Origin of the sequence: Bacillus sp. PDNC022, from assembly GCF_016919285.1 — a bacterium.
GTDB lineage: Bacteria > Bacillota > Bacilli > Bacillales > Bacillaceae > Bacillus > Bacillus safensis.
Genome location: NZ_CP070345.1, coordinates 617,710 through 636,666 on the forward strand (window position 1 = coordinate 617,710; position 18,957 = coordinate 636,666).

Genomic DNA, 18,957 nt, shown 5'->3' on the forward strand with positions numbered 1-18,957 from the left:
ATGCAACATCGTGTATCATAACGTCAACGAAAGGAGTTTTGCCAAATGGGAAAAAGCAAAGCAAAGAAAAAACGAGAGCATATCCAAAGGCAGCAGAGCCGAAATCCAGAACTGTCGAGAGGAGACATTCCGCATTTTAGCACACACGAAAGAAAGACAAAAACAAAACAAGAAACCTTGCAGCACATGATGAAGAAACATAAAGGACGAAATGCTTATGATCACTATCAAGAGGATCATAAGCATTTTTATTTTGCTTTTTTATGACAACTAGATCAAATAAATGGAAAAATTTTAAAAAATAGGACAAACGGTCGTTTCTTTTTGTCTAAAAATGTAGTTAAATGACAAAAAGAAACGAAAGGGAGAGTGAGTATCGTGAACGTCAAGTCATTTGGAGCAGGGCTTTGTATGGCAAGTGTGCTTGTGGCATCGGTCATGTTTGGCGCGTCAGATATTTCAGCAAAGGAGCAAGCAAAAAAAGAGTACATGATCGGCTTTTCTTCTTCCGTTCAAGACAAAACACAAAAACAGCTTGTAGAAGAAGCTGGCGGGCATGTGAAAGAATCAATAGAGAAAATAGATATGATGAAAGTGTCGTTGAATGAGGCATCGAAAAAGAAACTGAATGAAGCAAAAGAAGTGGCCTTCATTGAGGAAGACCAAAAAGCAAAAACAAGCAGTCAAACTATTCCATATGGCATTAAAAGCATCAAAGCAAAAAAGGTACATAAACAAGGATACGCTGGACAGAATGTCAAAGTAGCAGTCCTTGACAGCGGCATCGACGGCAAACATGAGGATTTACATGTCACCGGCGGGGTGAGCTTTGTTCCGGCAGAGTCTGATCCGCTTGTTGACCCGCATAAACATGGAACGCATGTGGCAGGCACAATTGCCGCATTAGATAATAAGGTAGGTGTCGTGGGTGTTGCGCCAAAGGCTTCTATCTATGCTGTCAAGGTGGCAGATGAAAATGGTGACGGCTACTATAGCTGGATCATTAAAGGGATTGAATGGGCCATTGAGAATGACATGGATGTCATCAATATTAGTATGGGGGGCGCAAGTGAATCTGAGGCGCTGAAAGAAGCGGTAGATCGAGCGTATGATAAAGGGATTCTCATTGTGGCTTCTGCAGGGAATGAAGGAAGTTATGGATCTCTCAATACGATTGACTATCCGGCTAAATACAGCTCAGTGATGGCAGTTGCTTCAGTAGACCAAAGAAAGCAAAGAGCCTTTGATTCATCTGTTGGCGAGGAAGTGGAAGTCTCAGCACCAGGCGTTTCAACGCTGAGCACCATTCCTCATAACGAATATGGCTACATGAGCGGAACGTCAATGGCGTCACCGCATGTAGCGGGGGCTGCGGCTGTCATTCTATCAAAACATCCGAATCTGACAAACGATGAAGTGCGTGAGAGACTGTCAAAAACGGCAACAAAACTTGGAGAACCTTTTTATTATGGTGCAGGGCTTGTGAACGTACAAAAAGCCGCGCGATAACTGAAAAAGAGAAAGCAGTGAGCAGACTGCTTTCTCTTTTTTCTTTCGATAAAACTGTCATGTTTCGTAATCTCTCTCATAGAATCTAGTAACCTTACTATTTGGGAGGAAGACACATGCGGAAAAAGTCTTGGAAGGAACATCTTCTTCAGCACGTAAAAGATCATCTCTCGATTTATTTATTTGTCTCTGTACTCTTTTTAATGGGTGTGATCTTCGGGGCCATCATTGTCAATAGCATGACATTCAGTCAGAAAGAGGATTTATTCTATTATTTAAATCAATTTTTTAGTCAGCTGACAAATGAGAAAGCAGCAGAATCAAAAGAAATGTTTATACAAAGCTTTCTGCATCATATGAAATATTTAGGTCTTATGTGGATACTGGGAATATCCATCGTTGGTCTGCCGCTCATCTTTCTCATGATCTTTTTAAAAGGAATTGTTGTTGGGTTTACTGTTGGTTTTCTCGTGAATCAAATGGGGCTGAGTGGATTTTTTCTCTCGTTCGTATCGGTGCTTCCGCAAAACATTTTGCTCATTCCAGCTTATTTAGTGATTGGCACCTGTGCGATTGCATTTTCCATCCGTCTCATTGGACAGCTTTTCATGAAAAAAACCATCAGTCAAGCACCCGTCCAGTGGTTTGGCCGATATGCATCTGTTCTGCTGATGATTTTAGCGCTTGCTGCCCTTTCGTCCTTTTTTGAATCGTACGTATCATTCATGCTGATGAAAAAGCTGGCAGGCATTATTTTATAATAGTTATTAATTAATAATCAATTTATTTATCAATTTAAAATGATTATAGTTGGCTCTCAGCACATCATTTGATATAATGATCAAGTAATGTGGCGTAGGAGGGAAAGTCAATGGAAAATAGGATTGATCGAATTAAGAAACAGCTTCATTCTTCCAGCTACAAGCTCACGCCACAGCGTGAAGCAACAGTAAGAGTACTGCTTGAGAATGAAGAAGACCATTTAAGTGCAGAAGATGTATACCTCCTCGTAAAAGAGAAGTCTCCTGAAATTGGTCTTGCTACTGTTTATCGGACGTTAGAATTGCTCACTGAACTGAAAGTTGTTGATAAAATTAACTTTGGAGACGGCGTTTCGCGATATGATCTTCGCAAAGAAGGAGCCGCTCACTTCCATCATCATCTTGTCTGCATGGAATGTGGAACAGTCGATGAGATAGAAGATGATTTATTAGAAGATGTCGAAGAGATTATTGAACGTGACTGGAAATTTAAAATTAAGGATCATAGATTGACATTCCATGGTATCTGCCACCGGTGTCATGATGATGAATCCGGCAAATAATCCGAATTGGAACCTTTTCATTTAAGATGAAGAGGTTTTTTGCATTTTCGCTGTATATTCCTTGTCCTACCTGGCATATGCTGAAGTAATGAGAAGGTGAGAAAGGACATGAAGATCATGCGAAAATGGCTCAAAACAACAGGTGAAGTGATGAAAGTATTTATCTTGTTCACTGGTTTTACCGTCCTGTTCTATTATGCTATGATATGGATAAATTCAGAATATGAAAGCTACCATCGTTATGATAAACCAGAGGGTGCAGCAATTAAAGTGATGGAAATGGATCAGCCGAATCAAGACAACTGGCAAGACCGATTGATTTATTTTTATCAAAACGGGGAGTAGAAATCATTGAACGATCAATTATCCGACTTTATTCATTTTATGACAGTAGAGAGAGGACTCTCTGAAAATACCATTGTTTCTTATAAAAGAGATTTACAGAACTACTTGTCTTTTTTAATGACACATGAACAGCTGACGGATATTGGCGATGTCACGCGCCTGCATATTATTCATTATTTAAAGAAGCTAAAAGAGGAAGGAAAATCGAGTAAAACGTCTGTACGGCATCTATCATCGATTCGTTCCTTTCATCAATTTCTGCTTCGGGAAAAAGTGACAACGGATGACCCGTCATGGAACATTGAAACGCAAAAAACAGAGCGGACTTTACCGAAAGTTCTATCATTAGGAGAGGTCGAAAAGCTGCTTGATACACCAAATCAGCACACGCCCTTTGACTACCGAGACAAAGCAATGCTTGAGCTCTTATATGCAACTGGCATTCGCGTCAGTGAAATGCTGGATCTGACCCTTGCGGATGTTCACCTCACAATGGGTTTTATCCGCTGTTTTGGAAAAGGAAGAAAAGAGCGAATTGTGCCAATTGGTGAAGCTGCTGCAAGCGCGATTGAAGAATATATCGAAAAGGGAAGAAGCAAGCTGTTAAAAAAACAGCCGTCAGATGCCCTATTTCTCAATCATCACGGAAAAAAAATGTCGCGGCAAGGTTTCTGGAAGAACTTAAAAAAACGAGCCATCGAAGCAGGGATTCAAAAGGAACTGACGCCTCATACGCTCAGACATTCATTTGCTACACACCTGCTTGAAAACGGTGCGGACTTAAGAGCCGTACAGGAGATGCTCGGACATGCCGATATCTCAACAACACAAATTTATACACATGTGACGAAAACAAGACTGAAAGATGTGTATCACAAATTCCATCCAAGGGCATAAGTAAAGCATGACACGGTGAACGGGTGTCATGCTTTTTTTTGTTTACACCGTTTATGGTTGTCAACTGGCTTGTAAACGGTTTATACTTGAGATGTCTGACCTCTCTCTGTTTGAAAGGTCAAAAGACAAGAATATTGAAGGAGGCGCTTTTTAATGCCTGATTATCAGTATAAACGCATTTTCCTCGTCGTAATGGATTCAGTAGGGATTGGGGAAGCACCAGATGCTGCTGATTTTAATGATGTAGGTGCAGATACACTTGGACATATTGCTGAAAAAATGAACGGGCTTCATATGCCGAATATGGCGAAGCTTGGGCTGAGTCATATTAAAGAAATCAAAGGAATTCCAGCGGATGAAAAACCGCTTGCGTATTATGGAAAAATGCAAGAAGCATCAAACGGTAAAGACACAATGACGGGACACTGGGAAATCATGGGTCTTTACATAGACACACCATTCAAAGTCTTTCCAGACGGATTCCCAGATGAACTATTAAATGAACTAAAAGCAAAAACTGGCCGAGGCATTATTGGAAATAAACCCGCGTCCGGTACGGAAATTTTAGATGAGCTTGGCGAAGAGCACATGAAAACAGGCGATTTAATCGTTTATACATCTGCGGATTCTGTGCTGCAAATTGCTGCGCACGAAGAAGTTGTGCCATTAGATGAGCTTTACCGTATTTGTGAAATTGCCCGTGAACTTACATTAGATGAAAAATATATGGTTGGACGGATTATCGCTCGTCCGTTTGTCGGAGAGCCTGGCGCATTTGTTAGAACGCCAAACCGTCATGACTATGCGTTAAAACCATTTGACCGTACAGTCATGAATGAATTGAAAGATGATGGGCTCGATGTCATTGCGATCGGAAAAATCTCTGATATTTATGACGGCGAAGGAATCACATCATCTCTCAGAACAAAATCGAACATGGATGGAATGGACAAGCTGGTCGATACACTTAAAACAGACTTTACAGGACTCAGCTTTTTAAACCTTGTTGATTTTGACGCTCTTTACGGACATAGAAGAGATCCAGAGGGTTATGGAAAAGCACTAGAGGAATTTGACGCACGTCTTCCTGAAGTGTTTGACCTGATGAAAGAGGATGATCTTCTTGTGATCACAGCAGATCATGGAAATGACCCGGTTCATCACGGAACAGACCATACAAGAGAATACGTTCCGCTCATTGCTTACAGTAAAAAGCATCAGGAAGCAAATGAACTGCCAACAGCAAAAACGTTTGCTGATCTTGGGGCAACCGTTGCAGATAATTTCAAGATAGCGATGCCAAAATACGGAACAAGCTTTTTATCTAAACTCAAATAGGGGGAAATCTCGTGGGAGCACAGTTTTCAGAAGCGGCGGCATACATTAAACAAGCATCGACATATGTACCAACAGTTGGATTGATTTTAGGATCAGGGCTTGGCATTTTAGCAGATGAGATTGAAAATCCAATCAAAATAAAATATGAAGATATTCCTGGATTTCCTGTTTCAACAGTAGAGGGACATGCAGGGCAGCTCGTGATCGGAACGCTTAAAGGCACTGTCGTTTGCGCGATGCAAGGACGTTTTCATTTCTATGAAGGATATGATATGAAGCAAGTGACGTTTCCTGTCCGTGTGATGAAAGAAATTGGCATTGAAACATGCATTGTCACAAATGCAGCTGGCGGTGTGAATACGTCATTCCGTCCAGGAGATCTCATGCTGATCACAGATCATATCAATATGATGGGAACCAATCCATTAATTGGCCCAAATGACAGTCAAGGCGTTCGTTTCCCTGATATGTCTGCACCGTACGATAAAGAATTGCTGGCACTTGCAGAAGAAACAGCCCAGCGTTTAGGTATATCTGTACAGCAAGGGGTTTATGCAGGGATGACAGGCCCTTCATATGAAACACCTGCTGAAGTTCGTTTCCTAAGAACACTTGGAGCAGATGCGGTAGGAATGTCGACTGTTCCAGAAGTCATTGTTGCGCGTCATGCAGGAATCAAAGTGCTTGGCATTTCATGCATTTCCAATGCGGCATCTGGTATTTTGGATCAGCCGCTGTCTCATGATGAAGTGATCGAAGTAACGGAAAAAGTGAAAGCAAGTTTTCTTGATTTAGTAAAAGACATCGTCAAACAACTTTCATAGCATGTGTCCAGAAGCCTTCTGCTACCCAAGCAGAAGGCTTTTTTATTTGCAATCATACGATCTCTGAATAAAACAGCCTGTATGAGGAAAAAATAGAAAGGATTACGATAATGGAGGTCTGCCACTTGAAACGTCATATATGTGCATTGTTTATTTTAATGATCCTTATCTCAATGGTTTCACCATCAGCGACAGCAAAAGAAAAAATTGAAAAACCAGGAGAAAAACAAACATCAGAATTGGCACACGAAGCCAAATCAGCGATCTTAATAGAACGTGACACAGGAAAGATACTTTACAACAAAAACAGCGATGAAAAGCTTGCACCCGCAAGTATGACCAAAATCATGACGATGCTTCTCATCATGGAAGCCATTGATCAGGGAAAACTGAAAATGACAGACAAGGTCAGAACGAGCGACTATGCAGCGTCCATGGGAGGCTCACAAATCTTCCTTGAACCAGGAGAAGAAATGACCGTGAAAGAAATGCTGAAAGGCATTGCGATTGCGTCAGGAAATGATGCTTCAGTTGCCATGGCAGAGCATATTGCAGGATCTGAAGAACAGTTCGTAGAGCAGATGAACAAAAGGGCGAAAGAGCTTGGCCTCAACTCAACAGTCTTTCAAAACCCAACAGGACTTCCTGAAAAAGACCATTACAGCACAGCTCACGATATGGCAATAATGGCAAAAGAGCTGTTGAAATATGAACAAATCACCAAATTCACAGGTGTCTACGAAGACTATCTCCGGCAAAACACAGATAAAAAATTCTGGCTTGTCAACACAAACCGTCTGATTAAATTTTATCCGGGTGTCGATGGGGTGAAAACCGGTTTTACAGGCGAAGCGAAATATTGTTTAACTGCATCTGCTAAAAAAGGCAACATGCGCGTCATTGCCGTTGTCTTCGGCGCAAGCACTCCGAAAGACAGAAACGCTCAGGTAGTCAAAATGTTAGACTACGCATTTAGTCAATATACGACTCACCCGCTTTACAAACGAGGGCAAGATGTGGCGGAGGTCAAAGTGAGCAAAGGGAAAAAGAAAAACATTCAGCTCGTTACTTCTGAACCGATCTCCCTTTTAACGAAAAAAGGCGAAAATGTGGATCAGATCAAAAAAGAAATCAAATTGTCTCATGATGTCAAGGCTCCATTTTCAAAAGGAACGGAACTTGGTACGATCGTCTTGAAAAAAGACGGAAAAGTGCTGCATGAAAGCCCTGTAGAAGCAAAAGAAGGAATGGAAAAAGCGGGCGTTTGGACTTTCTTCAAACGAGCAATGGCTGATTTTGTGAAATGGAAATAAAAGGAGAAAGGCTGCTGTAATTGGCAGTCTTTTTGCTATGAGGAAAAAGAAAAGAACATCTAAATGTGACGAATGGTCACTAGTTTTGTCATGGTGAAGGATTTACTTCATATAAAAGAGAAACACTCTTTATCCGAAATTAGAGCAAGGAGGAATAAAAAATGAGCCTTGGTATTGATTTTCAAGTAAAAGAGAGCGTACTTTGCATTCGGTTAACAGGAGAGCTCGATCATCACTCCGCAGAAACATTGAGACAAAAGGTGACGAATTATTTGGAAACAGAGGATATTCGCCACATTGTGCTGAATCTGGCTGATTTATCGTTTATGGACAGCTCTGGACTCGGAGTGATTTTAGGAAGATATAAAGAAATTAAGCAGCTTGGCGGGGAAATGGTCGTCTGTGCCATCTCGCCAGCGGTGAACCGGTTATTTGATATGTCTGGCTTGTTTAAAATCATTCGTATGGAGCCTTCAGAGCAAACGGCTTTGCAAACATTGGGGGTGGCATCATGAGAAATGAAATGAACCTGACTTTTTCGGCCTTAAGCCAAAATGAATCGTTTGCGAGGGTAACAGTCGCGGCATTTATCGCCCAGCTTGATCCGACTTTAGATGAATTAACAGAGATCAAAACCGTTGTATCTGAGGCAGTGACAAACTCCATCATCCATGGCTATGATGGGAATCCAGATGGCAAGGTGCATATCCATGTCACATTAGATGATCATGTCGTTTACCTCACCATCCGTGACGAAGGGATGGGTATTACAGATCTTGAGGAAGCAAGACAGCCGCTTTTCACCACAAAACCAGACTTAGAGCGCTCTGGAATGGGCTTTACTATCATGGAGAATTTTATGGATGATGTCATGGTGGACTCATCTCCAGAAATGGGCACGACCATCCGTTTAACAAAGCATCTATCAAAAAGCAAAGCGCTTTGTAATTAAAGGAGCTGCTCATATGGATGTGGAGGTAAAAAAGCAAGCAAAAAAAGCCCAGCTGTCAAATGATGAAGTCAAAGAGCTCATCAAAAAAAGCCAAGACGGTGATCAGCAAGCAAGAGACCTCCTCGTAGAAAAAAACATGCGTCTTGTTTGGTCCGTTGTTCAACGCTTTTTAAATAGGGGATATGAACCAGATGATCTGTTTCAGATTGGCTGTATAGGACTGCTGAAATCTGTTGATAAATTTGATTTGTCATATGATGTAAAGTTTTCGACGTACGCTGTTCCAATGATCATTGGTGAGATTCAGCGATTCATTCGGGATGATGGAACGGTCAAAGTCAGCCGGTCACTAAAGGAACTCGGAAATAAAATTCGGCGGGCAAGGGATGAATTGTCTAAGTCTCATGGAAGAATGCCGACCGTTCAGGAAATTGCCGAATACCTTGATATCACACCAGAGGATGTTGTCCTTGCCCAAGAAGCGGTGCGTTCCCCATCATCCATTCATGAAACGGTGTATGAAAATGATGGGGATCCGATTACATTGCTTGATCAAATTGCCGATCATTCTGAAGAAAGATGGTTTGACAAAATCGCACTGAAAGAAGCGATCAAGGAATTAGAAGAACGGGAAAAACTCATTGTGTATTTAAGGTATTATAAAGACCAGACACAATCTGAGGTTGCAGAAAGACTAGGCATTTCACAAGTTCAAGTCTCACGGCTTGAAAAGAAAATTCTAAAACAAATTCAAATGCAAATGGATCAAAAAGACAGCTAGCCAATTCGGCTGGCTTTTTTTTGTGTGGTAATTACCGGTAAATGAAGTTCTGTCGGTATGAGAACCATTTTTCACCACATACTATTTTTAACCCATCGTATAGGAAGTGACTTGGATGGACGGACAAATCTTTATTCGGCTGCGCCATCGAATCAAGACTGGTATTGATCAGCTCATTTATTTAGAGGATATCGCCCAAATCACTGGTGATGAGTTTGCTGTGCAAAAGCTTAGCAAAATGCCGGTGTATCATGTCAGCAAAAAGGATCGTCACATCGTCGTTCTTGATATCATGCATGTCGTCAAAACAATCAAAAAAACGTGGCCAGATATCGACATTCAAACCGTTGGCGGCTCTGAAGCCATTGTTGAAATTGATACAGGCAAACGCCAGCTTTCTCCCGTTTTATTTGTGTTTGTATGGCTCCTATTATTTGTCGGAGCGGCGCTTGCCATTATGAATTTCCACGAGGATGTCAGTATGCGGCTCGTTCATATCCGTCTATATGAAATGATCACTGGAAAAACGGTTGAGCATCCGTATTTATTACAAATTCCATATAGCTTTGGACTCGGTTTTGGCATGATTTTGTTTTTCAATCATGTATTTAAAAAGCGTTTAAATGAAGAACCAAGTCCGCTCGAAGTGGAAATGTTTAAATATCAGCTCGATCTCGATCATTATGTCGCACTCAACGAAAATAAAGAAACATTGAAAGATATCCATGATCGGTAAATGGCTTTTTGTCGTCCTCGTTGGACTTGGCGGCGGTTTAACGGTCGGAGCAGGATTTGTGGCATTTCTTACAGTGCTTGGCATCATTCCCCGCTTAATGCAATTAACCAAAACGCAGCGCTTTATTCAAGGATACGAGGCGGCTGTCATTAGCGGGGCGGTCGTTGGCGGATGGGCCACCTTAAGTCAAATGCATCTGCATTTAACCAAATGGCTGGCGCTGCCGGTTGGTCTTTTATCAGGCATCTTCGTCGGTATGCTTGCAGCTGCACTTACTGAAGTATTAAATGTACTTCCTATATTAACGAAAAGAATTGGAATGGACGGGAAAATTGTTTTGCTGCTCATGGCCATCGTCTTAGGAAAGGTATTTGGTTCACTATTTCATTGGCTTATTTATATTTAAGAAATTGGAGGGAACAACACGTGTCGAGTTTAAAAGAAAACTATCCATCTAAGGTGAAAACATATCAGCCCAAACCTCCTTATGTCCTCAACTGCATCAAGGCGTTTTTAGTTGGCGGCTTAATCTGTCTGATAGGTGAGGGGCTGCAAAATTTCTATATCCACTTTTTTGATTTTAACGAAAAGACAGCAGGGAACCCGACGGTGGCAACCCTCATTTTAATTTCTTCTATATTAACTGGAATTGGTATTTACGATAAAATTGGACAGTTTGCTGGAGCAGGATCGGCTGTACCAGTGACAGGTTTTGCAAACAGCATGACAAGTGCTGCCCTTGAGCATAGAAGTGAAGGGCTTGTTTTAGGTGTTGCCACAAATATGTTTAAGCTCGCTGGGAACGTCATTGTATTTGGTGTCGTTTCGGCATATGTCGTAGGGATCATTCGATACGTCTTGGAAAAGATGTTTTCGTAGGAGGAATGAAAGGTGAAACTAACAGGTAAACAATCTTGGGTATTTGAGAACAAGCTTTATGTCAATGCAGAAGGAACCGCTGCAGGACCGAAAGAAAAAGAAGGCCCGATTGGTCATTTAATTGATAAAACGTACGATGAAATGCACTGTGATCAAAAGAACTGGGAAATGGCTGAAAGAAAGCTCATGGATGATGCGATATCAAGTGCTTTATCAAAAGCAAATTTGCAAAAAAGCGATATTGACCTTTTGCTGGCTGGGGATTTACTCAATCAGAACGTCACTGCAAACTATGTGGCAAGAGAACTGAAGATCCCTTTCCTTTGTTTGTTTGGGGCATGCTCCACCTCAATGGAATCGGTTGCCATTGCGTCAGCACTCATTGATGGCGGCTTTGCAAATAGAGCCATCGCTGCGACAAGCAGCCATAATGCGACCGCAGAACGCCAATTTCGTAATCCGACAGAATACGGCGGACAAAAGCCAGATACAGCAACAAGTACAGTGACAGGAAGCGGAGCCGTTATTATCAGCCAAGAAGCCTCTGACATTCAAATTACGAGCGCAACGGTAGGCAGGGTCATGGATCTTGGCATTACAGATCCATTTGATATGGGATCGGCCATGGCACCGGCAGCGGCAGACACCATCAAGCAGCATTTAGAAGACTTAGGAAGAACAGTAGATGATTACGATCTGATTTTGACTGGAGATTTATCAGGCATTGGTTCGCCGATCTTAAAGGATCTTCTGAAAGAAGACGGTATTCAGCTTGGGCGAAAGCACGATGATTGCGGTTTAATCATCTATACGCCCGATCAAAACGTATTCGCTGGAGGCAGCGGCTGTGCTTGTTCAGCTATTGTGACATTTAGTCATATCTTTCAAGAAATGAAAGCAGGGAATTTGCAAAGAGTACTCGTCGTGGCAACCGGGGCGTTACTCAGCCCGATGATGGTTCAGCAAAAAGAGACCATCCCAACCATTGCGCACGGTGTCGTATTTGAGCGTGCAGGAGGAGAGAGCTAATGGATTACCTTATCGCTTTTGTGGCAGGCGGACTTATTTGCGTCATTGGCCAGCTTTTGCTAGATGTACTCAAACTCACGCCTGCACATGTCATGACTACTTTTGTTGTAGCGGGTACCATTTTAGATGGATTCGGTATTTATGATAAATTTATTGAATTTGCAGGTGCAGGCGCCACCGTACCAATCGTCAGCTTTGGTCATAGCTTGCTTCATGGGGCAATGCATCAGGCAGATGTACATGGATTCATCGGCATCGGTATCGGTATTTTTGAATTAACCTCTGCTGGAATATCAGCTGCGATTTTATTCTCATTTATTGTCGCACTTATCTTTAAACCGAAAGGATAACCAAATATGGGGCAAAGACGGAAAGTCATTTTAGTGACAGACGGAGATATATATGCTGCCAAAACCATTGAGCTTGCTGCTAAAAACGTCGGCGGGCGATGTATTTCCAGCTCAAAAGGAAATCCAAGCAAGCGGACAGGACCTGAACTTGTCCAGATGATTTTAAAAACGCCGTATGATCCAGTCTTTGTGATGTTTGATGATTCTGGCCTGACAGGTGAAGGAACAGGGGAGACGGCAATGAAACATGTGGCGCGCCATCCTGAAATTGAAGTCATTGGTGCGATCGCAGTTGCATCCAAGACACATCAAGCAGAATGGACAAAGGTCCATGTCTCCATTGACCGGGAAGGTGAACTGACAGAATATGGTGTCGACAAACACGGTCTTCCCGAAATGGAGCCCCATAAAATGAGCGGGGATACAGTGTATTGCCTTGACTCCCTCAACCTTCCGTTCGTTGTCGGGATTGGAGATATTGGCAAGATGGGACGGAAAGATGATCTGAGCAAGGGATCTCCAATCACGATGAAAGCAGTGGAATTAATATTAGAAAGGAGTGGTTACTATGAAGAAAGACAAGGTAAACGTGTACCGAGATCCGAAGAAAAATGAAGATTACTTCAAGGAAAATGTCGGAATGGGTCTCAGCTTTGACCTTGGTGTTCGGAAAATTTATATACACGATCAGGAAGTCCAGCTTTACTATGTAAACGGATTGTGTGATACGCAGTATATCATCTACTTATTAAAAGAACTAATCGAAATCAATGATAACGAACCTGAATCAGATGATCTTGCACATGTAGTCGAGAACCGCCTTGTCAATCAGCAGGTTTCCAAGGTAGAAACGCTGGATGAAGCAGTAGATCAAGTGCTGTCTGGGCTTGTAGCAGTCGTTGTAGAAGGTGAAAACTACGCATTTATCATTGATGTTAGAAGCTATCCTGGCAGAATGCCTGAGGAGCCGGATACAGAAAAGGTTGTCCGGGGAGCACGGGACGGCTTTGTTGAAAACATTATTGTGAATACAGCGCTTATTCGAAGAAGAGTACGGGATGAAAAGCTGCGATACAAAATGCTCAAAGTAGGCGAACGTTCAAAAGCGGATGTCTGTGTTTGCTATATTGAAGATATTGCAGATCCAGATCTTGTCGATATTATAGAAAAAGAAGTATCAGGAATCAAAGTCGATGGGCTGACGATGTCTGATAAAACGATTGAAGAATTTATTATTAAGCAAGGATATAATCCCTTTCCGCTAGTGCGTTACACCGAGCGTCCGGATGTCGCTGCTAACCACATATTAGAAGGGCATGTCATCATCATTACAGATACATCCCCTAGTGTCATCATTACACCAACCACTATTTTTCACCACGTTCAGCATGCAGAAGAATACCGCCAGGCACCGGCCGTTGGTACATTCCTAAGATGGGTACGCTTTTTAGGTATTTTATGTTCTACCTTTCTTTTGCCGATTTGGTTTCTTTTTATCCTCGAACCAAATCTCCTGCCTGACAATTTAAGCTATATCGGGTTTAATAAACCTTCTCATATCCCTGTCATTCTTCAAGTATTCCTTGCTGATTTCGGGGTGGAATTTTTAAGGATGGCAGCGATTCATACGCCAACCGCATTGTCGACCGCCATGGGGCTGATCGCGGCTGTTTTAATTGGACAAATCGCCATTGATGTCGGTTTGTTTACACCAGAGGTCATCTTATACGTCTCGCTGGCTGCGATCGGTACCTTTACAACGCCAAGCTATGAGCTGAGTGTCGCCAATAAGATTGTAAGGCTCATCATCCTAGCACTAGTGGCAATCTTTAAGCTGAATGGACTTATCATTGGTTTTACGTTGTTAATCATTTATTTAACATCCATTCGTTCATTGCAGACGCCTTATATGTGGCCGTTCCTTCCTTTCAATGGGAAGGCTTTGTGGCAAGTGCTGATTCGGACGTCTGTTCCTGGCTCAAAAGTAAGGCCGAGCATCGTTCACCCTCAAAACAGATCAAAAATTCCGCCAAATTCTTAACGCTCATTGAAAGTGGCTGAAGATTGTGATATTGTATTTTTAACTTTGAGACACGGCAAAAGGCAGCTCACGCAGCTGCCTTTTTTCAGCCGAAGCGGAGAAAGAGGGAATGACATTGTATTTACACGGCACTTGCAGACAAAATGAACTCGGTCATTTAGAAATTGGTGGTGTTGATGCCGTTTCTTTAGCTGAAACGTATGGGACACCACTTTATGTATATGATGTGGCTTTAATACGGGAGCGCGCAAAAAGCTTTCAAAAAGCATTTATAGAAGAAGAACTAACGGCGCAGGTAGCATATGCGAGTAAAGCATTTTCCTCCATCGCTATGTTTCAGCTTGCCAAAGAAGAAGGATTATCTCTTGATGTCGTATCAGGAGGTGAGCTTCACACAGCCATTTGCGCTGGATTTCCAGTAGAAAAAATTCATTTCCATGGCAATAATAAAAGCAGAGAAGAATTAAAAATGGCCCTAGAGCATGGGATCGGCTGTATTGTTGTGGATAATTTCTATGAAATGAAGCTCATTGAACAGCTTGGTCAAGAGCTGTCAAAAAAAGTGAAAGTATTGCTCCGCATCACGCCTGGTGTCGAGGCGCATACGCATGATTACATTACGACAGGTCAAGAGGATTCAAAATTTGGCTTTGATCTTCACAATGGACAAGCAGATGAAGCGGTGAAACAAGTGCTTGAATCAGAAGTCATCGAGCTTTTAGGAGTCCATTGTCATATCGGTTCACAAATTTTTGATACGGCTGGTTTTGTCCTTGCAGCAGATAAAATCTTTTTGAAGCTGGATGAATGGAGAGAATCATTTGGTTTTATTTCTACAGTGTTAAACTTAGGCGGCGGCTTTGGGATTCGTTATACAGAAGAGGATGAACCACTTCCTGCGACAGAATATGTCGAGAAAATTATCCAAGCTGTGAAAGAGAACGTGGCCCGCTATGAGTTTGATATGCCGGAGATTTGGATAGAACCAGGCCGTTCTCTTGTTGGAGATGCTGGGACGACTCTTTATACGATCGGATCATCAAAACATGTACCTGGAATCCGCGATTATGTTGCGATAGACGGCGGAATGAGTGATAACATTCGTCCAGCTTTATATCAAGCGAAATATGAAGCGGCAAGTGCCAACAAAATGAGCCAAACGCATGATCAAACGGTTTCAATTGCCGGTAAATGCTGTGAAAGCGGAGATATGCTTATTTGGGATATCGATCTGCCAGAGTTATCACAAGGGGATTTATTAGCTGTCTTTTGTACCGGAGCTTACGGCTATAGTATGTCAAACAACTATAACCGCATCCCGCGCCCAGCTGTTGTGTTTGTAGAGGACGGGGAAGCGCAGCTTGTGGTTGAGCGTGAAACATATGAGGACATTGTCAAACTTGATTTACCGTATCAATCAAAAGTGAAATCATCTACTTAAAAAAGCCGCCTGGTGTACAGGCAGCTTTTTTTCATGAATTATTTTCCTCCAGTGAATACAGAGACGATCGCGTTCCAAATGGAGACAAAGAAATCCCAAATCTTTTGAAGGAGGTTTTTCCCTTCATCTGATTCTATGAATTTAGTAATCTTGTCTTTTGCTTTATCAATTTGAGATCCTACTTGGTTCCAATCGATATTGATGTTTTTCATTTTATCGAAGAGCGAGACAAGCTGATCTTTTTGATCCTGCGTCAGATTTAAGTTTAAATCAGAAGCAGCCTGATCCACTTTTTCTTCTACTTCTTTCGTGGTTTTAGGGACACCGTTTTTTGCAATGTCATCTTTGATTTTTGCAATAAGGGCAGAAGCGTTGTCTTTCCCGATAGAGTCACCCAATTTAGAAGTTGTCACAAGCTCTTCGTTTGCTACCTGCTTCACATCTTCTGGAATGGCTTTGTCACTTGACACCTCATACGCTTTTAGTAAGCCTGTCAGTGCGGCTGTACCAGATACTTCAAATGGCGCAGTCACGACAACCTTGGCATCCTTGACACCTGCTGTCATTAAAGCATTTAAATACATCTCATCTGTAATAGTCTTGATATTGTGTGTGTCCACAGTCAGACCAGTACCTGATTTTTCAATGGTGATCGATGAAGATGATAATGCTCTCGTCCCGATAGAAGAACGAGGGATGTATTTTCCTAAATATTCGTGCTCTTCTTTATTGGTTACTTCAATTTTTGTCGCATTTTCAGGTGGATTCAACTCGTCAAGCACCTTCTGGCGATCAGCCGGAGTTAAGTCTTGCCCGAGTGTGACGATGACATCGCCGACAGCTGCATCCGCTAAGCTGACTTTTGGCGCACCAATAAGGAAAAGGAGCGCTGCCATCATACCAAGCATCATTTTTTTAAACATGTTGACCTCCTTCAAGTCGAAAGCGTTCCTCTTTCAAGAGAAACTCATCTTTTGAGTACACGTAAAGTAGTGCACTCCATCATATAGACGTAACAAATTGGCTCGACGTTTCAATTTTCTTTTTAAGATGTGTCCCTTTTCCAATAAATGAAAACATATCATTTAGTCAGATATCATTTTATTAGGAAAAAAGAATGAAGCAACCCTATTTTATCAATCATCAGTTAAGAGGTAAATGACAATCGAAGAGCAGGGGATGTTTAACATCACCAAAAATGTGCTATAATGAGCGTTGTTTAACCTGAAAGGAGAATGTGAAAAATGGCGAAAAAAGGATACATACAATTAACGAATGGAAAGAAAATTGAGTTTGAACTTTACCCAGAGGCTGCTCCAGGTACAGTAGCAAACTTTGAAAAATTAGCGAATGAAGGCTTCTACGATGGATTGAAATTCCACCGCGTGATCCCTGGTTTCGTCAGCCAAGGCGGCGACCCAAACGGTAATGGAACGGGTGGTCCTGGTTACACAATTAAATGTGAAACAGAAGGAAATCCACATCAGCACGAAAGAGGTTCATTATCAATGGCGCATGCTGGTAAAGACACAGGCGGCAGCCAATTCTTTATCGTACATGACCCGCAGCCGCACTTAAACGGTGTTCACACTGTTTTTGGCAAGGTAACATCTGGTATCGAGGCTGTACTTGATATGGAGCAAGGTCAAGGCATGGAAAAAGTCGAAGTTGTAGATGCTTAATCTAAAACACCGCTTAATCGCGGTGTTTTTTTATTTTGTTTCTGAGACTACTGTGAGTTCTTCCGTTAGGCGGTAGGTGATGATCCAATACAAAATGGCTAAAGCGCTGATAGAGGCACCAAAAAGACATACTCCGCTCCAGCCATAGGTCGCGTATATACTGGTTGAAACAATTGAACCGGTCGCACTGCCGATGGAGTAAAAAATCATGTAAGCGGCAGTAAGCCGGCTTCTCGCCTCAGGCCGTACTGTGAAAATCATACTCTGATTGGTCACGTGTACTGCCTGCACAGATAGGTCAAGAATGATAATGCCAATAACTAATGCAATAAGTGAATGTTCAGTCAAACCGATGAAAAACCATGAAATGAATAATAGGAAAAGGGCTATACCGGTTGTGTACTGTCCAAAACCTCGATCAGCAAGGATGCCTGCCCGAGTAGCCCCTAACGCTCCGGCTGCTCCAGCAAGACCAAATGCGCCAATGGCAGTATGTGAAAGAGAGTATGGTGCGGTACTGAGAGGCAGCACGAGTGAAGTCCATAACGTACCAAAGACGGTAAAAATCAGAAGAGCCAAAATCCCGCGGATGCGCAGGATTCGTTCTTGTATAAACAATATAAACATTGAACGAAGCAGATGAACATATGATAATGACTCTCTTTTGCTGTCATCACCCGGGAGCACTCGAAACAATACGCCAGTTAGGATAAGCATGATGACGGCAGAAACAAGATAAACAGACCTCCAGCCAGCAAAATCGGTTAATACACCAGCAAAGGTTCGGGCGAGAAGAATGCCGATTACGATTCCACTTTGCACCAAGCCGACTATACGGCCGCGCTCTTCTGGAGCAGCCCAACTTGCTGCAAACGCAACGAGTACCTGAGTGACTACAGCGAGCAGTCCAACCACTGCTAATCCTAGAAATAGGACGGTGACGATAGGAGCGATGCCGACTAGAATGAGGGCAAGCACAGATAAAAGCATCTGACCTATGATGAGCCGGCGTCGATTCAGCAGATCACCAAGTGGTACTATCAGTAGCAGCCCCGCCGCATAACAAAGCTGAGTAATCGTAATGACAATACCGATGGATGAATACGTGATACCGAACTCGTCTGCCAGTGAATCTAGTAACGGTTGTGCGAAGTATATGTTTGCAACAGCCATCCCGCACGCTGCTGCAAAAAGTAGTGCCATATAGTGAGTCATCTTTGATCGTAAATGAGCAGTTCTCATATCAGGATGATCTCTTGGAGTCATTTTATCTTTAACCATTCATTGCATCCTCTCCTTTTTATACTCAAAAGTATAATATACTGATCGGTATAAAATGATTCCTGTTAAGGATAACCAACAAAATGTTTTAAAGTCAAGAGTTTAATCCGGTTATTTTGTGTTCTTCTTGAAAGAAGAAAGGCAGTTTGACATGTTTACATGAATAAAATAAAATTATAATGTACTAATTGGTAATGAATAAGAAAATGATATCCTTACAAATAAAAATGAATAA

The 18,957-nt window shown here is 42.1% G+C and carries 23 protein-coding genes; 21 read left to right on the top strand and 2 right to left on the bottom strand.

Features of this window, described 5'->3' with window-relative positions:
• Positions 1-45: 45 nt before the first annotated feature.
• From JVX94_RS03290 to lysA, 20 genes are all read left to right on the top strand, one after another.
• Positions 46-267 carry a hypothetical protein gene (locus tag JVX94_RS03290; RefSeq protein ID WP_048239288.1) on the top strand — a complete coding sequence of 74 codons (222 nt, stop codon included), beginning with the start codon at positions 46-48 and terminating at the stop codon, positions 265-267.
• A 111-nt stretch (positions 268-378) separates the two neighbouring features.
• On the top strand, positions 379-1,509 hold the full coding sequence (locus JVX94_RS03295; protein WP_205184540.1) for a S8 family peptidase: 1,131 nt from the start codon (positions 379-381) through the stop codon (positions 1,507-1,509).
• A 116-nt stretch (positions 1,510-1,625) separates the two neighbouring features.
• The gene (gene spoIIM / locus JVX94_RS03300) at positions 1,626-2,270 is read left to right on the top strand and encodes a stage II sporulation protein M (protein ID WP_203128587.1); all 645 of its coding nucleotides are present in this window, start codon (positions 1,626-1,628) and stop codon (positions 2,268-2,270) included.
• 110 nt (positions 2,271-2,380) lie between these two features.
• A complete protein-coding gene (fur, locus tag JVX94_RS03305; protein WP_003215577.1) occupies positions 2,381-2,833 on the top strand; it encodes a ferric iron uptake transcriptional regulator in 453 nt (150 codons plus the stop codon).
• 117 nt (positions 2,834-2,950) lie between these two features.
• Positions 2,951-3,178 carry a YqzK family protein gene (locus JVX94_RS03310; protein ID WP_003215798.1) on the top strand — a complete coding sequence of 76 codons (228 nt, stop codon included), beginning with the start codon at positions 2,951-2,953 and terminating at the stop codon, positions 3,176-3,178.
• Positions 3,179-3,184: 6 nt separating this feature from the next.
• Entirely contained in the window at positions 3,185-4,075 is an 891-nt protein-coding gene (gene xerD, locus JVX94_RS03315) for a site-specific tyrosine recombinase XerD (RefSeq protein WP_111290533.1), read from the top strand.
• Between the two features lie 153 nt (positions 4,076-4,228).
• On the top strand, positions 4,229-5,413 hold the full coding sequence (gene deoB / locus JVX94_RS03320) for a phosphopentomutase (RefSeq protein WP_197198225.1): 1,185 nt from the start codon (positions 4,229-4,231) through the stop codon (positions 5,411-5,413).
• Positions 5,414-5,424: 11 nt separating this feature from the next.
• Complete coding sequence (locus JVX94_RS03325) at positions 5,425-6,237, top strand: purine-nucleoside phosphorylase (RefSeq protein WP_034622381.1); 813 nt, start codon at positions 5,425-5,427, stop codon at positions 6,235-6,237.
• Positions 6,238-6,395: 158 nt separating this feature from the next.
• Complete coding sequence (locus tag JVX94_RS03330; protein WP_414429560.1) at positions 6,396-7,550, top strand: D-alanyl-D-alanine carboxypeptidase family protein; 1,155 nt, start codon at positions 6,396-6,398, stop codon at positions 7,548-7,550.
• Positions 7,551-7,711: 161 nt separating this feature from the next.
• On the top strand, positions 7,712-8,065 hold the full coding sequence (gene spoIIAA, locus JVX94_RS03335; RefSeq protein ID WP_024422866.1) for an anti-sigma F factor antagonist: 354 nt from the start codon (positions 7,712-7,714) through the stop codon (positions 8,063-8,065).
• Entirely contained in the window at positions 8,062-8,502 is a 441-nt protein-coding gene (gene spoIIAB, locus JVX94_RS03340; RefSeq protein ID WP_024422865.1) for an anti-sigma F factor, read from the top strand. The genes spoIIAA and spoIIAB overlap by 4 nt, the downstream gene beginning before the upstream one ends.
• 13 nt (positions 8,503-8,515) lie before the next feature.
• Complete coding sequence (gene sigF / locus JVX94_RS03345; RefSeq protein ID WP_024422864.1) at positions 8,516-9,283, top strand: RNA polymerase sporulation sigma factor SigF; 768 nt, start codon at positions 8,516-8,518, stop codon at positions 9,281-9,283.
• Positions 9,284-9,398: 115 nt separating this feature from the next.
• The gene (locus JVX94_RS03350; protein ID WP_034280357.1) at positions 9,399-10,019 is read left to right on the top strand and encodes a stage V sporulation protein AA; all 621 of its coding nucleotides are present in this window, start codon (positions 9,399-9,401) and stop codon (positions 10,017-10,019) included.
• A complete protein-coding gene (locus JVX94_RS03355) occupies positions 10,009-10,425 on the top strand; it encodes a stage V sporulation protein AB (protein WP_048239295.1) in 417 nt (138 codons plus the stop codon). The genes JVX94_RS03350 and JVX94_RS03355 overlap by 11 nt, the downstream gene beginning before the upstream one ends.
• A gap of 20 nt (positions 10,426-10,445) precedes the next feature.
• Positions 10,446-10,898 carry a stage V sporulation protein AC gene (spoVAC, locus tag JVX94_RS03360; RefSeq protein WP_048239296.1) on the top strand — a complete coding sequence of 151 codons (453 nt, stop codon included), beginning with the start codon at positions 10,446-10,448 and terminating at the stop codon, positions 10,896-10,898.
• 12 nt (positions 10,899-10,910) lie between these two features.
• Complete coding sequence (gene spoVAD, locus JVX94_RS03365; RefSeq protein ID WP_095408926.1) at positions 10,911-11,927, top strand: stage V sporulation protein AD; 1,017 nt, start codon at positions 10,911-10,913, stop codon at positions 11,925-11,927.
• Positions 11,927-12,277, top strand: coding sequence for a stage V sporulation protein AE (gene spoVAE, locus JVX94_RS03370; RefSeq protein WP_024422860.1), 351 nt, complete (start codon positions 11,927-11,929; stop codon positions 12,275-12,277). The genes spoVAD and spoVAE overlap by 1 nt, the downstream gene beginning before the upstream one ends.
• Before the next feature lie 6 nt (positions 12,278-12,283).
• Complete coding sequence (spoVAEA, locus tag JVX94_RS03375; RefSeq protein ID WP_111290525.1) at positions 12,284-12,892, top strand: stage V sporulation protein SpoVABEA; 609 nt, start codon at positions 12,284-12,286, stop codon at positions 12,890-12,892.
• Positions 12,846-14,318, top strand: a complete 1,473-nt coding sequence (locus tag JVX94_RS03380; RefSeq protein ID WP_206762062.1) for a spore germination protein — start codon at positions 12,846-12,848, stop codon at positions 14,316-14,318. Before spoVAEA ends, JVX94_RS03380 begins: the two co-directional genes overlap by 47 nt.
• A gap of 115 nt (positions 14,319-14,433) precedes the next feature.
• Positions 14,434-15,759 (top strand): diaminopimelate decarboxylase, encoded by a 1,326-nt coding sequence (lysA, locus tag JVX94_RS03385; protein ID WP_205185498.1) that lies wholly within the window; start codon positions 14,434-14,436, stop codon positions 15,757-15,759.
• A 38-nt stretch (positions 15,760-15,797) separates the two neighbouring features.
• Here the strand turns inward: lysA and JVX94_RS03390 are convergent, their stop codons facing one another.
• Positions 15,798-16,682 (bottom strand): DUF1002 domain-containing protein, encoded by an 885-nt coding sequence (locus tag JVX94_RS03390; RefSeq protein ID WP_024422856.1) that lies wholly within the window; start codon positions 16,680-16,682, stop codon positions 15,798-15,800.
• Positions 16,683-17,003: 321 nt separating this feature from the next.
• Between JVX94_RS03390 and JVX94_RS03395 the strand changes: the two genes are divergently transcribed.
• Positions 17,004-17,441, top strand: a complete 438-nt coding sequence (locus tag JVX94_RS03395) for a peptidylprolyl isomerase (protein WP_008359679.1) — start codon at positions 17,004-17,006, stop codon at positions 17,439-17,441.
• 30 nt (positions 17,442-17,471) lie between these two features.
• On the opposite strand, the gene JVX94_RS03400 is transcribed toward JVX94_RS03395, so the two are convergent.
• Positions 17,472-18,722: an MFS transporter gene (locus JVX94_RS03400; protein ID WP_144484541.1), complete on the bottom strand. Its 1,251-nt coding sequence runs from the start codon at positions 18,720-18,722 to the stop codon at positions 17,472-17,474.
• Between the last annotated feature and the right edge of the window lie 235 nt (positions 18,723-18,957).

Bases quoted from the DNA above. Each gene is read 5' to 3' on its own strand.
- JVX94_RS03380 (WP_206762062.1), top strand. From the start codon at position 12,846: ATGAAGAAAGACAAGGTAAACGTGTACCGAGATCCGAAGAAAAATGAA.
- JVX94_RS03290 (WP_048239288.1), top strand. From the start codon at position 46: ATGGGAAAAAGCAAAGCAAAGAAAAAACGAGAGCATATCCAAAGGCAG.
- JVX94_RS03390 (WP_024422856.1), bottom strand. From the start codon at position 16,682: ATGTTTAAAAAAATGATGCTTGGTATGATGGCAGCGCTCCTTTTCCTT.
- sigF (WP_024422864.1), top strand. From the start codon at position 8,516: ATGGATGTGGAGGTAAAAAAGCAAGCAAAAAAAGCCCAGCTGTCAAAT.
- JVX94_RS03310 (WP_003215798.1), top strand. From the start codon at position 2,951: ATGCGAAAATGGCTCAAAACAACAGGTGAAGTGATGAAAGTATTTATC.
- spoIIAB (WP_024422865.1), top strand. From the start codon at position 8,062: ATGAGAAATGAAATGAACCTGACTTTTTCGGCCTTAAGCCAAAATGAA.
- JVX94_RS03330 (WP_414429560.1), top strand. From the start codon at position 6,396: ATGATCCTTATCTCAATGGTTTCACCATCAGCGACAGCAAAAGAAAAA.
- JVX94_RS03400 (WP_144484541.1), bottom strand. From the start codon at position 18,722: ATGGTTAAAGATAAAATGACTCCAAGAGATCATCCTGATATGAGAACT.
- deoB (WP_197198225.1), top strand. From the start codon at position 4,229: ATGCCTGATTATCAGTATAAACGCATTTTCCTCGTCGTAATGGATTCA.
- spoIIM (WP_203128587.1), top strand. From the start codon at position 1,626: ATGCGGAAAAAGTCTTGGAAGGAACATCTTCTTCAGCACGTAAAAGAT.
- fur (WP_003215577.1), top strand. From the start codon at position 2,381: ATGGAAAATAGGATTGATCGAATTAAGAAACAGCTTCATTCTTCCAGC.
- spoVAEA (WP_111290525.1), top strand. From the start codon at position 12,284: ATGGGGCAAAGACGGAAAGTCATTTTAGTGACAGACGGAGATATATAT.
- JVX94_RS03350 (WP_034280357.1), top strand. From the start codon at position 9,399: ATGGACGGACAAATCTTTATTCGGCTGCGCCATCGAATCAAGACTGGT.
- spoVAE (WP_024422860.1), top strand. From the start codon at position 11,927: ATGGATTACCTTATCGCTTTTGTGGCAGGCGGACTTATTTGCGTCATT.
- JVX94_RS03355 (WP_048239295.1), top strand. From the start codon at position 10,009: ATGATCGGTAAATGGCTTTTTGTCGTCCTCGTTGGACTTGGCGGCGGT.
- spoIIAA (WP_024422866.1), top strand. From the start codon at position 7,712: ATGAGCCTTGGTATTGATTTTCAAGTAAAAGAGAGCGTACTTTGCATT.
- JVX94_RS03395 (WP_008359679.1), top strand. From the start codon at position 17,004: ATGGCGAAAAAAGGATACATACAATTAACGAATGGAAAGAAAATTGAG.